Source organism: Photobacterium sp. J15 (assembly GCF_963870815.1).
GTDB lineage: Bacteria > Pseudomonadota > Gammaproteobacteria > Enterobacterales > Vibrionaceae > Photobacterium > Photobacterium marinum.
The window spans coordinates 92,920-110,032 of the sequence record NZ_CAWMUI010000001.1; the positions used below are offsets into that span (position 1 = coordinate 92,920).

Annotated in this window: 18 protein-coding genes; 8 read left to right on the forward strand and 10 right to left on the reverse strand. The window is 54.5% G+C overall.

Annotated elements, in window-relative coordinates:
• Nucleotides 1-4 precede the first annotated feature (4 nt).
• From lysA to yigB, 5 genes are read left to right on the forward strand one after another with little or no spacing between them, the layout of a single operon-like run.
• A complete protein-coding gene (lysA, locus tag AACQ93_RS00450; protein WP_064601539.1) occupies nucleotides 5-1,258 on the forward strand; it encodes a diaminopimelate decarboxylase in 1,254 nt (417 codons plus the stop codon).
• Nucleotides 1,259-1,272: 14 nt separating this feature from the next.
• Complete coding sequence (dapF, locus tag AACQ93_RS00455) at nucleotides 1,273-2,103, forward strand: diaminopimelate epimerase (RefSeq protein ID WP_064601540.1); 831 nt, start codon at nucleotides 1,273-1,275, stop codon at nucleotides 2,101-2,103.
• Nucleotides 2,100-2,801: a DUF484 family protein gene (locus tag AACQ93_RS00460; protein ID WP_064601541.1), complete on the forward strand. Its 702-nt coding sequence runs from the start codon at nucleotides 2,100-2,102 to the stop codon at nucleotides 2,799-2,801. Before dapF ends, AACQ93_RS00460 begins: the two co-directional genes overlap by 4 nt.
• Complete coding sequence (gene xerC / locus AACQ93_RS00465) at nucleotides 2,798-3,718, forward strand: tyrosine recombinase XerC (RefSeq protein WP_064601542.1); 921 nt, start codon at nucleotides 2,798-2,800, stop codon at nucleotides 3,716-3,718. The genes AACQ93_RS00460 and xerC overlap by 4 nt, the downstream gene beginning before the upstream one ends.
• Nucleotides 3,719-3,754: 36 nt before the next feature.
• On the forward strand, nucleotides 3,755-4,471 hold the full coding sequence (gene yigB, locus AACQ93_RS00470; protein ID WP_064601543.1) for a 5-amino-6-(5-phospho-D-ribitylamino)uracil phosphatase YigB: 717 nt from the start codon (nucleotides 3,755-3,757) through the stop codon (nucleotides 4,469-4,471).
• Between the two features lie 83 nt (nucleotides 4,472-4,554).
• Here the strand turns inward: yigB and AACQ93_RS00475 are convergent, their stop codons facing one another.
• From AACQ93_RS00475 to AACQ93_RS00500, 6 genes are read right to left on the reverse strand one after another with little or no spacing between them, the layout of a single operon-like run.
• Nucleotides 4,555-5,010, reverse strand: a complete 456-nt coding sequence (locus tag AACQ93_RS00475; protein WP_064601544.1) for a DoxX family protein — start codon at nucleotides 5,008-5,010, stop codon at nucleotides 4,555-4,557.
• Nucleotides 5,011-5,012: 2 nt separating this feature from the next.
• Entirely contained in the window at nucleotides 5,013-5,786 is a 774-nt protein-coding gene (locus AACQ93_RS00480; RefSeq protein ID WP_064601545.1) for an HvfC/BufC N-terminal domain-containing protein, read from the reverse strand.
• A complete protein-coding gene (gene bufB, locus AACQ93_RS00485; protein ID WP_064606426.1) occupies nucleotides 5,764-6,600 on the reverse strand; it encodes an MNIO family bufferin maturase in 837 nt (278 codons plus the stop codon). The genes AACQ93_RS00480 and bufB overlap by 23 nt, the downstream gene beginning before the upstream one ends.
• 24 nt (nucleotides 6,601-6,624) lie before the next feature.
• Nucleotides 6,625-6,888 (reverse strand): BufA1 family periplasmic bufferin-type metallophore, encoded by a 264-nt coding sequence (locus tag AACQ93_RS00490; protein ID WP_007471039.1) that lies wholly within the window; start codon nucleotides 6,886-6,888, stop codon nucleotides 6,625-6,627.
• A 43-nt stretch (nucleotides 6,889-6,931) separates the two neighbouring features.
• Nucleotides 6,932-7,198: a BufA1 family periplasmic bufferin-type metallophore gene (locus AACQ93_RS00495; RefSeq protein WP_007471042.1), complete on the reverse strand. Its 267-nt coding sequence runs from the start codon at nucleotides 7,196-7,198 to the stop codon at nucleotides 6,932-6,934.
• A 2-nt stretch (nucleotides 7,199-7,200) separates the two neighbouring features.
• Nucleotides 7,201-7,530, reverse strand: coding sequence for a hypothetical protein (locus AACQ93_RS00500; protein ID WP_064601546.1), 330 nt, complete (start codon nucleotides 7,528-7,530; stop codon nucleotides 7,201-7,203).
• 24 nt (nucleotides 7,531-7,554) lie between these two features.
• On the opposite strand from AACQ93_RS00500, the gene uvrD reads away from it, so the two are divergent.
• The gene (gene uvrD, locus AACQ93_RS00505) at nucleotides 7,555-9,726 is read left to right on the forward strand and encodes a DNA helicase II (RefSeq protein ID WP_007471044.1); all 2,172 of its coding nucleotides are present in this window, start codon (nucleotides 7,555-7,557) and stop codon (nucleotides 9,724-9,726) included.
• A gap of 80 nt (nucleotides 9,727-9,806) precedes the next feature.
• On the opposite strand, the gene ggt is transcribed toward uvrD, so the two are convergent.
• From ggt to rarD, 4 genes are all read right to left on the reverse strand, one after another.
• On the reverse strand, nucleotides 9,807-11,588 hold the full coding sequence (gene ggt, locus AACQ93_RS00510) for a gamma-glutamyltransferase (protein ID WP_064601547.1): 1,782 nt from the start codon (nucleotides 11,586-11,588) through the stop codon (nucleotides 9,807-9,809).
• A 118-nt stretch (nucleotides 11,589-11,706) separates the two neighbouring features.
• Nucleotides 11,707-12,399 (reverse strand): LysE family translocator, encoded by a 693-nt coding sequence (locus AACQ93_RS00515; RefSeq protein WP_064601548.1) that lies wholly within the window; start codon nucleotides 12,397-12,399, stop codon nucleotides 11,707-11,709.
• 136 nt (nucleotides 12,400-12,535) lie between these two features.
• A complete protein-coding gene (locus AACQ93_RS00520) occupies nucleotides 12,536-13,336 on the reverse strand; it encodes an AraC family transcriptional regulator (RefSeq protein ID WP_064601549.1) in 801 nt (266 codons plus the stop codon).
• Between the two features lie 105 nt (nucleotides 13,337-13,441).
• On the reverse strand, nucleotides 13,442-14,353 hold the full coding sequence (gene rarD / locus AACQ93_RS00525; RefSeq protein WP_064601550.1) for an EamA family transporter RarD: 912 nt from the start codon (nucleotides 14,351-14,353) through the stop codon (nucleotides 13,442-13,444).
• A 213-nt stretch (nucleotides 14,354-14,566) separates the two neighbouring features.
• Between rarD and recQ the strand changes: the two genes are divergently transcribed.
• Complete coding sequence (recQ, locus tag AACQ93_RS00530; RefSeq protein ID WP_007471054.1) at nucleotides 14,567-16,408, forward strand: ATP-dependent DNA helicase RecQ; 1,842 nt, start codon at nucleotides 14,567-14,569, stop codon at nucleotides 16,406-16,408.
• A 320-nt stretch (nucleotides 16,409-16,728) separates the two neighbouring features.
• Nucleotides 16,729-17,046, forward strand: coding sequence for a DUF3630 family protein (locus AACQ93_RS00535; RefSeq protein WP_064601551.1), 318 nt, complete (start codon nucleotides 16,729-16,731; stop codon nucleotides 17,044-17,046).
• The last annotated feature ends 67 nt before the right edge of the window (nucleotides 17,047-17,113 follow it).

A 17,113-nucleotide genomic window follows, 5' to 3' on the forward strand; every position in this document is an offset into this window, starting at 1 on the left:
AACATTGGATTATTTTAATTACCAGCAAGACGGCCAGTTATGGGCCGAAGATATTGCACTGACTGAGCTTGCCGAGCGTCATGGCACGCCGCTGTACGTTTACTCGCGGGCAACTCTGGAGCGTCACTGGCATGCGTTTGACCGGGCGGTGGGCGATCATCCGCACTTGGTGTGCTACGCGGTTAAGGCGAACTCCAACATCGCGGTGCTAAATGTGCTGGCCCGACTGGGTTCCGGCTTTGATATTGTGTCGCAGGGTGAGCTGGAGCGGGTAGTCGCCGCCGGTGGCGATCCGGCCAAAGTCGTGTTCTCCGGTGTCGGCAAAACGGCAGCGGAAATGAAACGGGCACTGGAGCTGGGTATCAAGTGCTTCAATGTTGAATCTGAACCTGAGCTTGAGCGTCTTAACGAGGTGGCGGGCGAGCTGGGCAAAGTGGCGCCGATTTCATTGCGGATCAACCCGGATGTCGATGCCAAAACTCACCCTTACATTTCCACCGGCCTGCGTGATAACAAGTTCGGTATTGCCTTTGATCGGGCACCGGATGTCTATCGTCTGGCAAAAAGCCTGCCTAACCTGGAAGTGACCGGGATTGACTGTCACATCGGCTCGCAGCTGACTGAAATCGGCCCGTTTGTGGATGCCATCGACCGTCTGCTGGCATTGATTGATACCCTGAAAGCCGAAGGTATTGAAATTGATCACCTTGATGTCGGTGGTGGCCTGGGTGTGACATACAGTGATGAACAGCCGCCGCAGCCGTCAGAGTATGCGACAGAGCTGCTGGCTCGCCTGAAAGATCATAAAGAGCTGGAGCTGGTGTTTGAACCGGGCCGGGCGATTGCCGCCAATGCCGGGGTGATGCTGACTCGGGTCGAGTACCTCAAGCTGACCGAACATAAGAACTTTGCCATTGTCGATGCTGCGATGAATGATCTGATCCGCCCGACGCTGTATCAGGCCTGGCAGGAAATCGTGCCGGTTGTGCCGCGTGAAGGTGAAGTCGTGACCTATGATGTGGTCGGTCCTATCTGTGAAACCGGGGATTTTATCGGTAAAGATCGTGGTTTGTGCGTGGAGCTGGGCGATCTGCTGGCGGTACGTTCGGCCGGTGCTTATGGTTTCGTGATGGCATCTAATTATAATACCCGGGTGCGGGCTGCGGAGATCATGGTCGACGGCCAAAATGCCCACGTGGTGCGTGAGCGTGAATTGCTTGAGCAGCTGTGGCAGTCTGAGCACGTATTGCCAGAATAAAAATAAGGGACAACATGCAGATAAATTTCTCGAAAATGCATGGCTTGGGCAATGACTTCATGGTGGTGGACAGCGTTACGCAGAATGTATTCTTTTCGCCGGACGCCATCAGACGACTGGCCGACCGCCATCGCGGGATCGGCTTTGACCAGTTATTGGTGGTGGAGCCACCTTATGATCCGGAAACCGATTTTCATTACCGGATTTTCAATGCCGACGGCAGTGAAGTGGAGCAGTGCGGCAACGGTGCCCGTTGCTTTGCCCGTTTTGTCTGGATGAAGGGGCTGACCAATAAATACCATATTTCGGTCAGTACCAAAGCCGGCAAGATGGTGCTGAAGCTGGAAAACGACAATCAGGTGACGGTCAATATGGGCGTCCCTGTATTTGAACCGGGAAAAATCCCGTTCAAAGCTAAGCAGAGCGAAAAAACCTATATCTTGCGTGCCGGTGACAAGACTTTGTTCTGCGGTGCCGTTAGCATGGGCAATCCTCATTGTGTGACCGTTGTCGATGATGTGGACACTGCTGATGTGGAAACGCTGGGGCCGTTGCTAGAATCCCACGAACGTTTTCCCGAGCGGGTAAATGCCGGCTTTATGCAGGTTGTGAACCGTAACGAAATCCGGCTGCGGGTCTATGAGCGCGGCGCAGGTGAAACCCAGGCTTGCGGTAGCGGTGCCTGTGCGGCTGTCGCTGTTGGCCGTCGCCAGGGGCTGCTGGATGACAAAGTGAAAGTCAGCCTGCCGGGAGGCGAACTCCATATTCGCTGGGCCGGAGAAGGCAAGCCGCTTTATATGACCGGCCCGGTAGCACATGTCTTTGATGGACAGATAGTATTATGACAGATGTATCCCAACTGGATGAGCTGCCGGTAATGGCAGACACCCCGTTGACCGATCAGGATGTGGCAGAGTTTCTGCGCAGCAATCCTGATTTTTTTAACCGCCAGCCAGAGTTGCTGGATGAGCTGCAGGTTTCTCACAGCGAACGCGGAGCTGTATCGCTGGTTGAAATCCAGCTTGACAGGCTGCGCCACCGGGTGCGTGAGCTGGAAGGTGAAATCGGCTCCCTGATTGGGTCGGCAAGGAAAAACAGCGAGCTGTTTGAGATTTTTGCCCGAGCCCAGCAGAAGTTGTTCCAGACCCACAATATTTACCAGGCATTGTCGATCCTGGACGAGCTCAGCAATCAGCTGGGCCTTGATTACACCCTTCGCCTGTTTGACAGCTTGGATGATGAGCTTTACCTCGAGCGCAGGGCTTTTGAAAGTTTCCGAGTTGCTCACCTATCTAGCCGTCCGGTGTATCTCGGACGTTTGCGCAAGCAAGAGAGCGAGCTGCTGTTCCATGAACCGCCGCATTTAGGCTCTTTTGTCGTCTTGCCGCTGGGGCTGGAGCGCACGATTGGGGTGCTTAGCTTTGCCAGCAATGATGGCGGCCACTTCCAGCCATCAATGGACACTTTGTTTGTTGAACAGCTGGCTCTGATCCTGACCCGTCTGATCCATCACTGGGAGTATACCCGTGAGGTGTTTGATTGAGCCAGTTGCCCTCCGGGCTGGAAAAGCCCCTGCTCCGTTTCTACGAATACTTGCGCAGTGAGCGTGAGCTGAGTCTGCACACCCAGCAGAACTATAAGCGCCAGCTGACGACCATGGCTGAGCAGCTGGTGGAGCTGGGCGTGACTGACTGGCATGCAGTCGATGCCGGTTGGGTGCGCCAGCTTGCAAGCAAAGGGATGCGTGATGGCCTTAAGGCCAGCAGTTTGTCGATGCGTCTGTCAGCGTTGCGCAGCTTTTTCGATTATCTGGTGAATAAAGGTTTCCTGAAGGCCAATCCGGCTAAGGGCGTATCGGCACCGCGTAAGGCAAGGCCGTTGCCAAAGAACCTCGATGTCGATGAGATGGATCAACTGCTCAGTGTTGATGAAGATGATCCCCTATCTATTCGCGACCGGGCGATGATGGAATTGATGTACGGCGCCGGGTTGCGTCTGTCGGAGCTGGTGAACCTGAACGTTAAGAATGTCAGTCTGAATAAGGGTGACTTGCGGGTGATCGGTAAGGGTGACAAAGAGCGTATCGTACCGTTTGCCGGTCTGGCCCGGGAGTGGGTTGGTCATTGGTTGCGTGTGCGTGGCAGTTTGGCCGGAAGCGGTGAGCCGGCGCTGTTTGTCTCCAAACAGGGCACGCGGATTTCCAACCGGAATGTTCAGAAGCGGATGGCCGAATGGGGGCAGAAGCAGGCTGTATCGAGCCACATCAACCCCCACAAACTGCGCCACAGCTTTGCGACCCATATGCTGGAGTCGAGCGGCGATCTGCGGGCTGTGCAGGAATTGCTTGGTCATGCTAATCTGTCGACAACCCAAATCTATACCCACCTTGATTTCCAGCATTTGGCACAGGTATATGATGAGGCTCACCCGAGAGCTAAGCGGGGCAAGCGCCAGGGATAACGCCTAAGCGCGAAACAGAGATAACAGAGGGCTGCCATGCAGTTTTATCGCAATCTTCAGCCGTTAAAGGCACTGACTTTTGATTTAGACGACACCTTGTATGACAACCGGCCGGTGATCCACCGTGCCGAGCAGGCCATGCATGACTGGCTGGCGGAACATCATCCGTGCAGCCATAAGGTGGAGCGGGATGACTGGAAGCGCCTGAAGATGGAATTGGCGGCCGAGGACCCTATGCTGCGCCATGACGTTACCCGCTGGCGCTATGAAGTGTTGCGGGTCGGATTGATGCAGCTTGGCTACACCCGGCCGAAGGCCGAGCAGGCTGCTGATGACGGTGTTGCCCGGGTGCTGGTTGTTCGTAATCAGGTTGATGTGCCGGAAGAAACCCACCGGGTGCTGTCTGCGTTGAAGCAAAAACTCCCCTTGGTCGCGATTACTAACGGCAATGTTGATGCCGGTAAAATCGGCCTGGGACATTATTTTGACCGGGTACTGGTAGCAGGGCGTGACGGTCTGGCAAAGCCGGAGCCAGATATGTTTGAGCTGGCGGCGAAGGCGTTGGATTTGCCTGCAAGCAGCATTCTTCATGTCGGCGATCATCTGGTGACCGATGTTGGCGGTGCCAAACAGAACGGTTTTCAGGCTTGCTGGTATAACGATCAGCAAAGAGAGCTGCACCGGGAACCGAAGGCCAAATGGCTGCCTGATGTGGAAATTCACAGTCTGTCACAGTTGCTGGAGTTGGTCTGAATCAGCCTCGCGCATAGAATGAAAAAGGCGATCATCGATCGCCTTTTTTGATCCCTTCATGTTATGAATTGGCGGGATTGAGTTTATTCCAGTAGGCTTTGCTTGGGTTCATTGTTGAGCAGTTTGTCGGCGGAGAACAAACCCGCGCCCCAGAAAATATTCACCAGCATCATCATTCCCCACAACTGGTGGTCGAAGAAGCCTTTTTCCCATAACAGCGGGTAAGAGATCACGGCAATGATATTGAAAGCAAACAGAGCCAGTGTCATTGGCCGGGTGAACAGGCCAAGGGCGAGGAAGGCTGGCAGGATCAGCTCGGCAGCGGTACCGGCATAGGCGGCGATTTGCCACGGGATCAGCGGAACCTGGTATTCATACTCAAACAGGTACAGGGTGCTGTCCCAGCTGGAGTATTTCACCATACCGGATTTGAAGAACACCCAGGCAACCCATAGACGGGTGAATAATAATAGAAAGGGGATCAGCGGGTCGGTGATCCGCCGGGTAAGATCGTCAACTTGCTTGATGAAATTCAGCATGCTCATTCTCCCTTTGGCAAACCATGAATATCGGAAAAAAACTGTTGCTGGATCAGCTCGCCGAGTATGGTGAGCATGGCCTCGGAGGCCTCACTCAGAGTCTGTTGTTGCTGGCTGAGCCGGATCAGTGCTGTCGCGTCCGGGGTTGTCGCCCGCACCTCCATGTGCACCGGTCGATGCTGGATAATTACCGATTCTGGCTGGTTGAGGTCAATCGGCTCGATCTGGTCATCGGTGATCATCTGCCAGAGGCTGGCGACCGGATAGCGTGAATCGAGTACATATGTCGGCTCCGGCACAACCAGCTTGAGTGTTGGCAGATTGGCTTCGGTGATCTGTGTCAGCTTGTGAAACGGAAAAGACGGTTCGATGGCCGGTGCACGGGAAGCCAGATCCAGGCTCCATTCCAGACGGGCCAGATCGGCTAAGTAAGGAACCGCCGCACTAAGTTCCGGCTGGCTTTCGATGGTGTCACACAAGCCTTCGCCATAGTGGCTGACATCCCCTTGTTGCAGCGGGCAGGTCAGTACATGCTGGCGGGCCAGTTGGCTGAAACATTCCTCACCGACCACTGCCTTCACGCTCGGATAAACCACTTCCAGGATCTCTGACAGGCTGATGATGAAGTTATTACGATATATCTGGATCAGCTGTTCGGCTTGAAATTGGCCGTCGGTGATTTCATCTGTTACCGGACTTGGTTGGTAATGCAGGGCGGCAGCAAAGTCCTGCTGGAGCCGGCGCAGCGCAAGATCACGGGATTGAGATTTGCCCATCTTTTGCCTCCTGCATCATGATAGTGGTGGCTTTGTCGGCTTCGGCAAGCAGAACAGGCAGCTCCGGTATATCCAGGTCCCATTCGATCAGGGTCGGGGTATTACCGTGGAGCTGTAGCCACTGGCGGTAGAGCTGCCACACTGGTTCGCTGACCGGCTTGCTGTGGGTATCTATCCAGATTTCGCCGTCGTCGAACTGTTTTACCGTAAAGCCGGCGAGGTGGATTTCTTTCACCGTCGACGGATCCAGTGCCGCGATGTAATTGTTACAGTCAAAGCCGTGGTTAAAGGCACTGACATAAATATTGTTAAGGTCGAGCAGCAGGCCACAGCCGGTGCGTTGCTGAACTTCGCGGAGGAATTCCCATTCCGGGATCTCCGAGTGGGCAAAGCTCAGGTAGCTTGACGGGTTTTCAATCAGCATCTGGCGGCCGAGAAAGTCCTGCACCTGGTCAACTTTGTGACAGAAGTGTGCCAGGGCGTCTTCGGTATAGGGTAGCGGTAGCAAATCATTGAAAAACTGGCCGTCGACCGAACTCCAGCTCAGATGATCGGAAACCGCAAATGGCTCAATGTCATCGACCAGTTGCTTCAGCTGTACCAGGTGTTCCCGGCTGAGGGGATCGGCGGAACCCAGTGACAGGCCGATACCGTGGCAGCTGATCGGGTAGTGTCCGGCAAGGTGACGCAACTGCTGGCGTGCTGTGGACGCGGGATTGAAATAGTTCTCGCTGTGCACTTCCAGCCAGCCGATATCCGGCTTTTGTTCCACGAATTGGGATATGTGGGGGGAGCGCAGCCCCACCCCGACCATCCCTTTTTCTACCGGGCCGTTCACTTATTTCGCCTCGGAAGAGCTGCCGGCCAAGCGGTCACACAGGCCTTTCGGAACCATGATAAAAGCGTCTTTCTGGCCGTCTGTTTTTGAGGTACCTGCACATGAGCTGGTCTTGGTCGCACAGTCATTCTTACCGGCTTTTACCACGCCGTAGCATTTCTCTTTCGCTTCACCGGCAACGGCCGTCGATGTAGTGGCGACAGTGCCGGCCAGGGCGATCAGGCCTGTTACCGCAGTGGCAAGAGCGATATTGGTCTTCTTCATAATGATTCCTTCAGTTGAGCAAATGATGGAGGATTAAGGGCGGTTAGGATGACGTTTTTGAGCTGCCAGCCAGGCGGTCACACAGGCCTTTAGGGACCATGATGAAGGCATCCTTCTGACCGTCGGTTTTCGAAGTACCGGCACATGAGCTGGTCTTGGTTGCACAGTCATTCTTACCGGCTTTTGCTACGCCATAGCACTTCTCTTTCGCTTCTGCTGCCACGGCCGTCGATGTTGTCGCTGCGGTACCTGCCAGAGCAAGCAGGCCGGTTACTGCGGTAGCCAGAGCGATATTGGTTGTCTTCTTCATAATTATTCCTCTTTGATTTGCTGACGGTTGCGCTGTTCGCAACGCTTCCTTTTATGACTCTCAGTGTGTTTGTGATTATCAGTGGCACCTGTCGGTGCTCTCGGAACATAAGAAAGGGCGAGGGGAGGTTTTATTTCACTCTTTTTTAACTTTTTCTCGCGATCGTTAACATTCCGCCTTTCCAAGCATAGATCAAATAAATCAGGGCAAGAGTTTGAATCTGATGAATTTATAAACAGCAAGACAGCAGTATGGCGGCGGTGACCGATTCCGCAGGCATCCGGTGAAGTTCTCGAAGCATTCTCAATTTTAGCTGGTATAATCATCAGCATTGTATAAATAACCAGTAGATAACGATGGATCCTTCACTTCTGTTAGATGGCCTGAATGACAAGCAACGAGAGGCGGTGGCTGCGCCGTTAGGTAATCACCTGGTTCTGGCGGGAGCGGGTAGTGGTAAAACCCGGGTGCTGGTTCATCGTATCGCCTGGCTGATGCAGATTGAGCAGGCGTCACCGTATTCCATCATGTCGGTGACCTTCACCAATAAAGCGGCGGCTGAAATGCGCGGTCGTATCAATGAGCTGATGCAGGGCTCCTGTGCCGGGATGTGGAACGGTACTTTCCACGGCCTGTGTCACCGTATGCTGCGTGCTCATTACCTTGATGCCAGTTTGCCGGAAGATTTCAATATCCTGGATTCTGAAGATCAGATGCGCCTGCTGCGCCGCCTGATCAAAGCCCAGAACCTGGACGAGAAACAGTGGCCTGCACGCCAGGCCGCCTGGTATATCAACGGTAAGAAAGATGAGGGTTTGCGCCCGGCTCATATTGAAACGTTCAACGATCCGGTCGAGCAGACCTGGTTGCGGGTCTATGCCGCTTACCAGGAAGCTTGCGACCGTGCCGGCCTGGTCGACTTTGCTGAGTTGTTGCTGCGGGCATTTGAACTGCTGCAGCGCAGCAAACATATCCGCGAGCATTATCAGGCGCGCTTTAAGCACATCCTGGTTGACGAGTTCCAGGATACCAACAACATCCAGTTTGCCTGGTTGCGCCTGATGGCGGGACCGGATTGTAATGTCATGATTGTCGGTGATGATGATCAGTCGATTTACGGCTGGCGTGGTGCCCAGGTAGAAAATATCCAGCGTTTCCTGCGTGACTTTTCTAACGCCTCATCCATTTTCCTGGAGCAGAACTACCGCTCGACCGGCAATATCCTGAAAGCGGCCAACGAACTGATCGCCCACAATAATGAGCGAATGGGTAAAAATCTCTGGACCGATGGTGACGAAGGTGAAGCGATCTCTGTTTATTCCGCTTTCAATGAGCTGGATGAAGCCCGCTTTGCGGTCGGCAAGATTAAGGAATGGCAGGACAAGGGTGGTGCGCTCAATGAGACTGCACTTCTGTATCGTAGCAACGCCCAGTCGCGGGTGCTGGAAGAAGCATTGATTCAGACCGGTCTGCCTTACCGCATTTATGGCGGCATGCGCTTCTTCGAGCGTCAGGAAATTAAAGATGCTTTGGCTTATCTGCGCCTGATGTCCAACCGTAATGACGATGCTTCTTTTGAACGCGTGGTGAATACCCCTGCCCGTGGTTTGGGTGATCGCACGCTGGAAACTATCCGCATGGCAGCCCGTGATCGCGGCGCGACTTTGTGGCAGGCAAGTGTCTCCCTGCTGGAAGAGCAGGTGCTGGCAGGCCGTGCTGCTAACTCGCTGCGCCGTTTCATTGAGCTGATAAATGCACTGGAAGATGATACCCGTGAGCAGCCGCTGTTCCAGCAGACTGACGAGGTGATCCGCAACTCCGGGCTGCGTGCAATGTACGAGCAGGAGAAAGGAGAAAAAGCTCAGGCCCGTATTGAAAACCTTGAGGAATTGGTCACGGCGACCCGTCAGTTTGAGGTGCCGGAAGAAGCCGAAGATATGAGTCCGCTGGCGGCTTTCCTTTCTCATGCGGCGCTGGAAGCCGGTGAAGGTCAGGCCGACGAGTTTGAAGATGCGGTGCAGCTGATGACAATGCACAGCGCTAAAGGTCTGGAGTTCCCGGTAGTCTTCATGGTCGGTGTTGAGGAGGGCATGTTCCCGAGTTCACGCACTACCGAGGAAGTGGGCCGCCTGGAAGAAGAGCGTCGCCTTTGCTACGTGGGTATGACTCGTGCGATGCAGAAGCTATATATCACTTATGCTGAGATGCGCCGTCTGTATGGCAAGGATAACTTCCATAAGCCATCCCGCTTTATCCGTGAGATCCCGTCGGAGTTTGTCGAGGAAGTCCGGATGAAGGCACAGGTTTCGCGTCCGGCCAGTGCGGGTCGTTTCAGCCAGGCTAAAGTGAATGATAACTTCAACCAGACCGGCTTCAATCTTGGTCAGCGGGTGATGCATCCGAAGTTTGGTGAAGGTACCATCATTAACTTTGAAGGCAGCGGTGCCCAGAGCAGGGTACAGGTGGCCTTCAACGGTGAAGGTATCAAGTGGCTGGTAACCCAGTACGCGAAACTGCAGCCGATGTAATTATTCATTCATATTGAAAAAGCCCGCAGGTTGATACCGGCGGGCTTTTTTGTGCTCGTCGTTTGTGATCCTTAAAGCGCTTATTGGGCGATCACTTTGCCTTCCCTGCGCGGGTCGGCGGCTCCGGTGAGCTGTTTGCCGTCAATTTTAATTGCCTGGACTCCGGAGTTCAGGTCTTTGACTTTGATCTCGAAGCCGATTTGCTCAAGCTTCGGCGCCCACTGCTCGGCGGCTGTGCCCTGTTCCAGCTCGAACGCACCGAAGCGGTTATTCATATTCGGCAGGTTGATGGCTTGCTGCAGGTCGAGGTTCCAGTCGAGGTGGCCGACCAGGGTTTTGGCGACATAGCCGATGATCTGGCTGCCGCCCGGTGAACCGATAGCGAGATACGGGGTGCCTTTGCGCATCACTATGGTTGGGGCCATCGAGGAACGCGGACGCTTGCCCGGCTCGAGGCGGTTGGCGATGGGGCGGCCGTCAATGTGGGTGCGGAACGAGAAGTCGGTCAGTTCATTGTTGAGCAGGAAGCCGCGGACCATCAGTCGGGAGCCGAAGCCGTTCTCTATGGTGGTGGTCACAGAGACCACATTGCGGTCGCGATCGACGATTGAGAAGTGGCTGGTGGAGGGCAGTTCCAGTGCCTCATCGGTGGTGTAATTCATCGCATGGGACCAGACTGGCTGCCCCGGCTCAACCTTTGTCAGGGCGTTATCGCCTTTCAGCAGAGTTGCGCGCTGTGCCAGGTAGTCATCGGCCAGCAGGCCTGCTGTTGGCATCGGGACATAATCGCTGTCGGCCATATAGCGGCCGCGGTCAGCAAAAGCCAGACGGGAAGCATCACCGATCAGGCGCCAGCTGTTGATATCATTGCGGCCCATTTTATCCAGTGGGAAGTGGCTGAGCATACCCATTATCTGGCCAAGGGTCAGAGCACCTGAGCTTGGCGGCCCCATTCCGCAGATTTCGAACTGGCGGTAGGGGGCACAGACCGGCTTACGTTCTTTGATTTGGTAGGTCGCCAGATCCATGGCACTGAGAACGCCGGGGTTGTCTTCCGCCTTGCGTACCGTGCGGACAATATCTTTGGCAATGTCACCATGGTAGAAAGCACTGGCTCCGCGTTCGGCGATTTGGGTCAGGGTATCGGCATAAGCCGGGTTAGTGAGGGTTTGCCCGGCCCGAAGCGGACTGCCGTCCTGATTGAAGAAATAGGCTTCGGTGTCTTTCCAGCGTTTCAGGCGTTCCTGATCATTGGCGATAAGTGTTGCAAGCCGCGGGCTGACAAGAAAGCCGTCTTTGGCCAGTTTGATGGCCGGTGAAAACAGATCGCGCCACGGTAATTTGCCGTAGCGCTGGTGAGTGCGCCACATCAGCATCACAGTGCCGGGGGTACCGACTGAGCGGCCGCCGACGACGGCATCGAAAAAGGCCAGTGGTTGGCCTTCTGGGGTCTGGAACAGGCGCGGTGTGGCGGCAAACGGAGCTGTTTCCCGGCCGTCAAAGGTAGTGAGACGATCTTTTTCGGCATCCCAGTAGACGAGGAAGGCACCGCCGCCGATGCCGGAGGATTGCGGCTCTGTCAGCCCGAGAACCAGCTGGGTTGTTACCATGGCATCAATAGCATTGCCACCCTGACGCAGAATGGCAGCACCGGCTTCACTGGCATACGGGTTGGCGGCAGCCACCATCCACTCTTTGCCGCGGACCAGGGTTTGGGTACTTCGCCCGGTTGTCGTTTCCGGAGCTACCTGATCTGCCGTCTGTTTGTTGGTGGTTTTGCCTGCTTCCTTACTGATCACCGGTGAGATAAACAGGCTGGCTGCCACAACGGCCATCGCCAGTTGGGTTAGTGTCCGCGCCATGACTTTTCCTCTTATGCAACCATGGGGTTAACAAAAAAGCGTAAGAGCGGAATGCCGGACTGTCTAATTTCTCATGGCTGTTTTGTGGTCGTAATCAAGAATTTGCCTTGTTTTCCAATCAGCTCAGCAGGGTGATATTGAGCAGGATCATCCCGCCGATAACAACAAACAGCATGCCGCACAGCCCGTCGATATAAGGTGTCCAGCGCTGAAGTTTTTGTTGCATTCGTTGTCCGGTCAGCAGCCATGCCAGCAGGGCGAACCAGAGGAAAGAGCTCAGCCACAGCAGGCCGATGGCTCCGGCCTTGCCGCTCAGTGACATATGAGCCGGTACCAAGGTAGATAGCAGGCTGAGGAAAAATACTAATGCTTTCGGGTTGAGAATGTTGGTCGTAAAGCCTTTCGCCAGTGCTTGCTTACGGTTAGCAATCAGCTTGGTTGGCTTCTCAGGGTTCTGCTCGGTGACTTGTGCTGATTTACTCCGCTGTTCTGATTTTCTCCACAATTTTTTTAGCGTGGGTTTGAGCGTGCTTTTCAGCGCGCCGGCTCCAAGCCATAACAGGTAACTGCCGCCAGCGGCCTGAAGCAGGGCAAACAGTGTCGGGTGCTGGTGGATCAGCAGGCTGGCTCCGGTCAGGCTGAGGATGGAATGCATCAGGATCCCCAGAGACAGGCCAAGGGCGATAGTGATCCCGGTTTGTCGGCCGTAACGACCGGCGTTTTGTACCACCAGGGCGAAGTCCGGGCCCGGGCTCATCAGGGCAAGGATGTGGACGGTCAGTAAGGTGATAAGTGGTGTGATTTCGTTCATGGCTGTTCTTTCCGGGCGATGCGGTTCAGGATGATGTAATTCAAACGATGTAATGCAAGGTGATATTGCAGGCGATAGATTGCCTTGTTCTGTCAGCCCGCGCTTGTAAAAAATTAACACCGGGTGGATTGAGTTGTTACTTGACGGCTGAAGGGGCGACGCCGAAGGCCTGGCGGAAACTGCGGACAAAGTGGGCCTGATCATAAAAACCGACCCGATAGGCCACTTCAGTACTGCTGTAACCGGCTTTGAGCAAGGCCATGGCATGTTCCAGTCGCAGCCGCGCCAGCCAGGCATAAGGCGTCATGCCGGTGGCTTTTTTAAACTGGCGCAGCAGTTGCGACGGGCTGAGGTCGCACAGCGCGGCCAGGCTCTCTAGACTGATCTTCTGGTCAAGGTTTGCCATCAGGTAGTCGCGCAGCTGGTTGAGGTCTTTACTGCCGAGCGGAACTGCCTGTTTGGGCCGCAGCTGGCTGTGGCGGGTGAGCAGTTTGGAGAAGTACTCAATCGGCATACAGTCTTTGGCCAGTTGCGGGAACAGGGGATTGCCCAGCTTGCAGTGTAGCTGGCTGAGATCGAAAAACAGCTGGTTGTCGGCCACCTTATGGAGGGGAAAATAGACCTGTCCTTTGGCGCCGAGTTCATCGGCCTGCTTGTGGAGCCAGTCCGGGGTGATACTGAATACTTTAACTTTATAGCCGCTGTCCTGCTGCGGTTGGCCGTCATGGATTTCGTCGGGCGGCATGATCACCAGCTCCCCTTTCCCTGCCCGGTAGCGGGTGCCGTTGAAATAGTATTCCTGCTGGCCTTCTGTGATTAATCCCATGTGGTAGTCGAGGTGGTAGTGGCGCTTGAAGGCAAACTGGCGGTAATGGGCATCAATCAGGCTGATGTCTTCAATGCCTGTAGTCTGATGGTTAACCGTATCCTTGTTCATCCTGTACTGCCCGTTTGTTGCCTTAGCGGAATTATGATGAGATTTATCAGTAGACCATATGTGAAGGGAGGCGGCTTGTAAAATAATGACAAGCCGCCGGGGTTATTAGCTGGTGCGGGCCAGTTTGCGGCTTTGGCGGTGGCCCCGGATGCCGTCGAAGCTGAACAGCATCAGAGCGCCCCAGATAAAGGCAAAGGTGTAGCCTTTGTCGGCGGTAAATTGCTCACCGTAGACGGTAATGGCAAGCAGGAACATCAGGCTCGGGCCGATGTACTGAAAAAAGCCGAGGGTGGACAGCCTGAGTTTGGTCGCGGCTCCGGTAAAACAGAGCAGGGGCACAGTGGTGACAATACCGGCAGCCATCAACAACAGGTTGGTGTTCATTGGGTTGGTGGTCCAGTCCGATGTCGGGCTGTCAGCTATGAACAACACATAGCAGGCTGCCAGCGGCAGCAGCAGGCAGGTTTCCATGAACAGTCCGGTTTCTGCATCAAGGCGGATTTTTTTCCGCATCAGGCCGTAAAGACCAAAGCTAGTCGCCAGTGCCAGGGCAACCCAGGGCAGGGAGCTGAATTTGAGCAGCTGGACACCGACACCACAGGCGGCAAAGAATACCGCTACCCACTGCAATGGCCTTAGCCGTTCGCCCAGGAACAGCATGCCCAGCATGACATTGAGCAGCGGGTTGATGTAATAGCCAAGGCTGGCATCAAGCATATAGTTATTGTTGACGGCCCAGATAAAAATCAGCCAGTTACCGCCGACCAGCAGTGAGGTGGCCACTAGGATCAGCAGGGTTTTCGGTTGGCGCAGCACGGCCCGGACCTTACTCCAGCTTTTGCTGAACCAGATAATGGCAGCAATAAAGAAAAACGACCAGATCACCCGGTGGCTGAGAATTTCCAGCGGGCTGACTGCCTGGAGCGTTTTGAAATAAATCGGGGCGATCCCCCACATGGTATAGGCGGAAAGGGCAAGGATGACCCCGCGCCGGGTTTCCTGGTTTTGTTCGTTCATTGAATCTCTTGTCGTATGCGGCGGATGGGATTGCATGTATTTTCATAAAAATATGCAAAACCAGTATAAAACGTGTTCGCTTGCAGTGTCACCTGTGATTATCAGCCGGGCTGCTTCCCGAGTGTGAACTGGGGGCGGCGAAGCGATGGTGGTGCTCCCATCGCTGATCTGATTGGTATAGAATAGCCAGCTCGTTTATGAAAGAGTCGATTTATGTCATCTAGCAGCGCCGCCGTTTGTCAGTCCGTCTCCCTTCCGGCCAGTGAGCAGATTTTGCAGGATGTGTTTGGTTACCAGACATTCCGTACCGGTCAGCAAGAGGTGATCGAAGCGGTTGCCGAAGGCCGTGACTGCCTAGTGATCATGCCGACCGGTGGCGGTAAATCGCTGTGCTACCAGATCCCGGCCCTGATGTGCGATGGGTTGACGCTGGTGGTCTCTCCCTTGATCTCCCTGATGAAAGACCAGGTCGACCAGCTCAAAGCTAATGGGGTGGCGGCTGCCTGTCTTAACTCTACCCAGTCCCGCGAGGCGATGCAGGAAACTTACCGCGCTATGCAGGACGGTGAGGTCAAGCTGGCTTATGTCTCGCCGGAGCGGGTGATGACCCGGGAATTTATGGAGCGACTGCGCGATATGCCGCTCAGTCTGGTGGCCGTGGATGAAGCGCACTGTATTTCGCAGTGGGGCCATGATTTTCGTCCTGAATATGCTGCGTTGGGTACCCTGAAACAGCATTTTGACCAGCTGCCAATTATTGCTCTTACCGCGACGGCTGACGAGACAACCCGTCAGGATATCCTGTCGCGCCTGAGCCTGACGGATCCGCATATCTACCTGGGTAGCTTCGACCGCCCGAATATCCGCTATACCCTGCAGGAAAAGTACAAGCCGATGTCACAGCTGAGCAGTTACCTGCGCGGTGTACGGGGGCAGTGTGGGATTGTCTACTGCAACAGCCGTAAGCGGGTGGAGCAGATCACCGAGAAATTGTGTGAGAGCGGGATCCGGGCGGCGGCCTATCATGCCGGCCTGGAATTCGATGAGCGTGCAAGGGTGCAGGAAGATTTCCAGCGCGATGATATCCATATCGTGGTGGCGACCGTGGCTTTCGGCATGGGCATCAACAAGCCCAATGTCCGTTTTGTGGTGCACTACGACATTCCCCGCAATATCGAATCTTACTATCAGGAAACCGGGCGTGCCGGGCGTGACGGACTGCCAGCCGAGGCGGTGATGTTCTATGACCCTTCAGATCTGGCCTGGCTGCGCCGTTGTCTGGATGAAAAAGAAGACGGGGCACAGAAACAGATCGAGAGCCATAAGCTCAATGCCATGGGTGCCTTTGCCGAAGCCCAGACTTGTCGCCGTCAGGTACTGTTGAACTATTTTGGTGAATACCGCGAAGAGCCTTGCGGTAACTGCGATATCTGCCTGGATCCGCCGAAGCGTTTTGCTGCGGTGGAAGTGGCACAGAAAGCCTTGTCCTGTGTATATCGGGTTAACCAGAGTTTCGGGGTTAACCATGTCGTTGATGTGCTGCGCGGGATGCAGAACCAGCGGATCCGCGAGCTTGGCCATGACAAGTTGAGTACTCATGGTATTGGCCGCGAGCACAGCCATGAGTTCTGGGTCAGTATTCTGCGCCAGCTGATCCATCGCGGTTACCTGGTCCAGAATATTGTCCGCAGCTCAACTTTGCAGCTGACTGAGAAAGCCCGTGGTGTCCTGCGTGGTGAAGTCGAATTGGAACTGGCAGTGCCTCGACTGGATATTGCCGCGCGCAGTGCCAAGAATGACAAGTTGGCTAGCCGCCATTATGACAAGAAGCTGTTTGCCAAGCTGCGTAAGCTTCGTAAAGCCATTGCTGATGAAGAAGATCTGCCGCCATATGTGGTGTTCAATGATGCGACCCTGATGGAGATGGCGGAAATGCTGCCGACCTCTGCTGGTGAGTTGCTGGCGGTGAACGGTGTCGGTCATCGCAAGTTGGAAAAATACGGCGATGCCTTCCTGACCCTTATCGAAGAGCACCTGACGCTGGGAATAGAATAAAAAAAACCGGACTGCCTGGGTCCGGTTGAAATGCGTCAAAGAAACATACTAAGTATGTCCAGTTCGCTACAAAACAGCTTGCGTATTTGGTGAGAATGTTTATTCACCTGCCGACCGGAAAAAGGGAAAGGACGGTATTCGTTTTCTCGCTTCCGGACTGCGGGGCTAATAAGAACACGAAGCACACCTCGCTGGCTATAGTTTCTTTATTGCTTGATACCCATAGAAACAATTGGTTACAGAAATGCCAGTAGGCTGGTTATTCTGCTGTCAGAATGTCTGTAAATTGCCCTGCTGTTATCTGAAAAAAGGAGCCTTCCATGGCAACTGTACACTCTCCTGCTTCTCATCTAGTTTTCAGCTGTCGCGAGTTGGATGTGGCCTCCGGGCTGCTGCAAATCGACGGGCCGGATTTTGATTACGACAGTTTCCCTTTAGTGGCAGATCAATTGGTAGCACGGATTGATGCGCAGGTGTTGGAGCGGGAACTGAATGCGGATCTGCATGTATGGCTGATTGATTTTGAAGGTTGCCGCTTGTTGTTAAAAGGCGAGCACTATTCTTCGGCATTGTGGCTGGAAGGGCTGTCGGCAGACGATCAGGAAACCCTGGTCTTCCTGGCCCGTTTGCTGGGCTAGTTAGTGCAGTTTTGTGCTGGCAATTTTTGCGGCAAAAATGCTTTCCACCCTCTGCAAACGGTTGCTT

Bases quoted from the DNA above. Each gene is read 5' to 3' on its own strand.
- bufB (WP_064606426.1), bottom strand. From the start codon at position 6,600: ATGGTCGGGGTGGGGCTGCGCTCCCCCCACATATCCCAATTCGTGGAA.
- ggt (WP_064601547.1), bottom strand. From the start codon at position 11,588: ATGGCGCGGACACTAACCCAACTGGCGATGGCCGTTGTGGCAGCCAGC.
- AACQ93_RS00475 (WP_064601544.1), bottom strand. From the start codon at position 5,010: ATGCTGAATTTCATCAAGCAAGTTGACGATCTTACCCGGCGGATCACC.
- AACQ93_RS00480 (WP_064601545.1), bottom strand. From the start codon at position 5,786: ATGGGCAAATCTCAATCCCGTGATCTTGCGCTGCGCCGGCTCCAGCAG.
- AACQ93_RS00520 (WP_064601549.1), bottom strand. From the start codon at position 13,336: ATGAACAAGGATACGGTTAACCATCAGACTACAGGCATTGAAGACATC.
- AACQ93_RS00500 (WP_064601546.1), bottom strand. From the start codon at position 7,530: ATGCTGATGATTATACCAGCTAAAATTGAGAATGCTTCGAGAACTTCA.
- yigB (WP_064601543.1), top strand. From the start codon at position 3,755: ATGCAGTTTTATCGCAATCTTCAGCCGTTAAAGGCACTGACTTTTGAT.
- recQ (WP_007471054.1), top strand. From the start codon at position 14,567: ATGTCATCTAGCAGCGCCGCCGTTTGTCAGTCCGTCTCCCTTCCGGCC.
- rarD (WP_064601550.1), bottom strand. From the start codon at position 14,353: ATGAACGAACAAAACCAGGAAACCCGGCGCGGGGTCATCCTTGCCCTT.
- AACQ93_RS00460 (WP_064601541.1), top strand. From the start codon at position 2,100: ATGACAGATGTATCCCAACTGGATGAGCTGCCGGTAATGGCAGACACC.
- uvrD (WP_007471044.1), top strand. From the start codon at position 7,555: ATGGATCCTTCACTTCTGTTAGATGGCCTGAATGACAAGCAACGAGAG.
- AACQ93_RS00515 (WP_064601548.1), bottom strand. From the start codon at position 12,399: ATGAACGAAATCACACCACTTATCACCTTACTGACCGTCCACATCCTT.
- AACQ93_RS00495 (WP_007471042.1), bottom strand. From the start codon at position 7,198: ATGAAGAAGACAACCAATATCGCTCTGGCTACCGCAGTAACCGGCCTG.
- dapF (WP_064601540.1), top strand. From the start codon at position 1,273: ATGCAGATAAATTTCTCGAAAATGCATGGCTTGGGCAATGACTTCATG.
- AACQ93_RS00490 (WP_007471039.1), bottom strand. From the start codon at position 6,888: ATGAAGAAGACCAATATCGCTCTTGCCACTGCGGTAACAGGCCTGATC.
- AACQ93_RS00535 (WP_064601551.1), top strand. From the start codon at position 16,729: ATGGCAACTGTACACTCTCCTGCTTCTCATCTAGTTTTCAGCTGTCGC.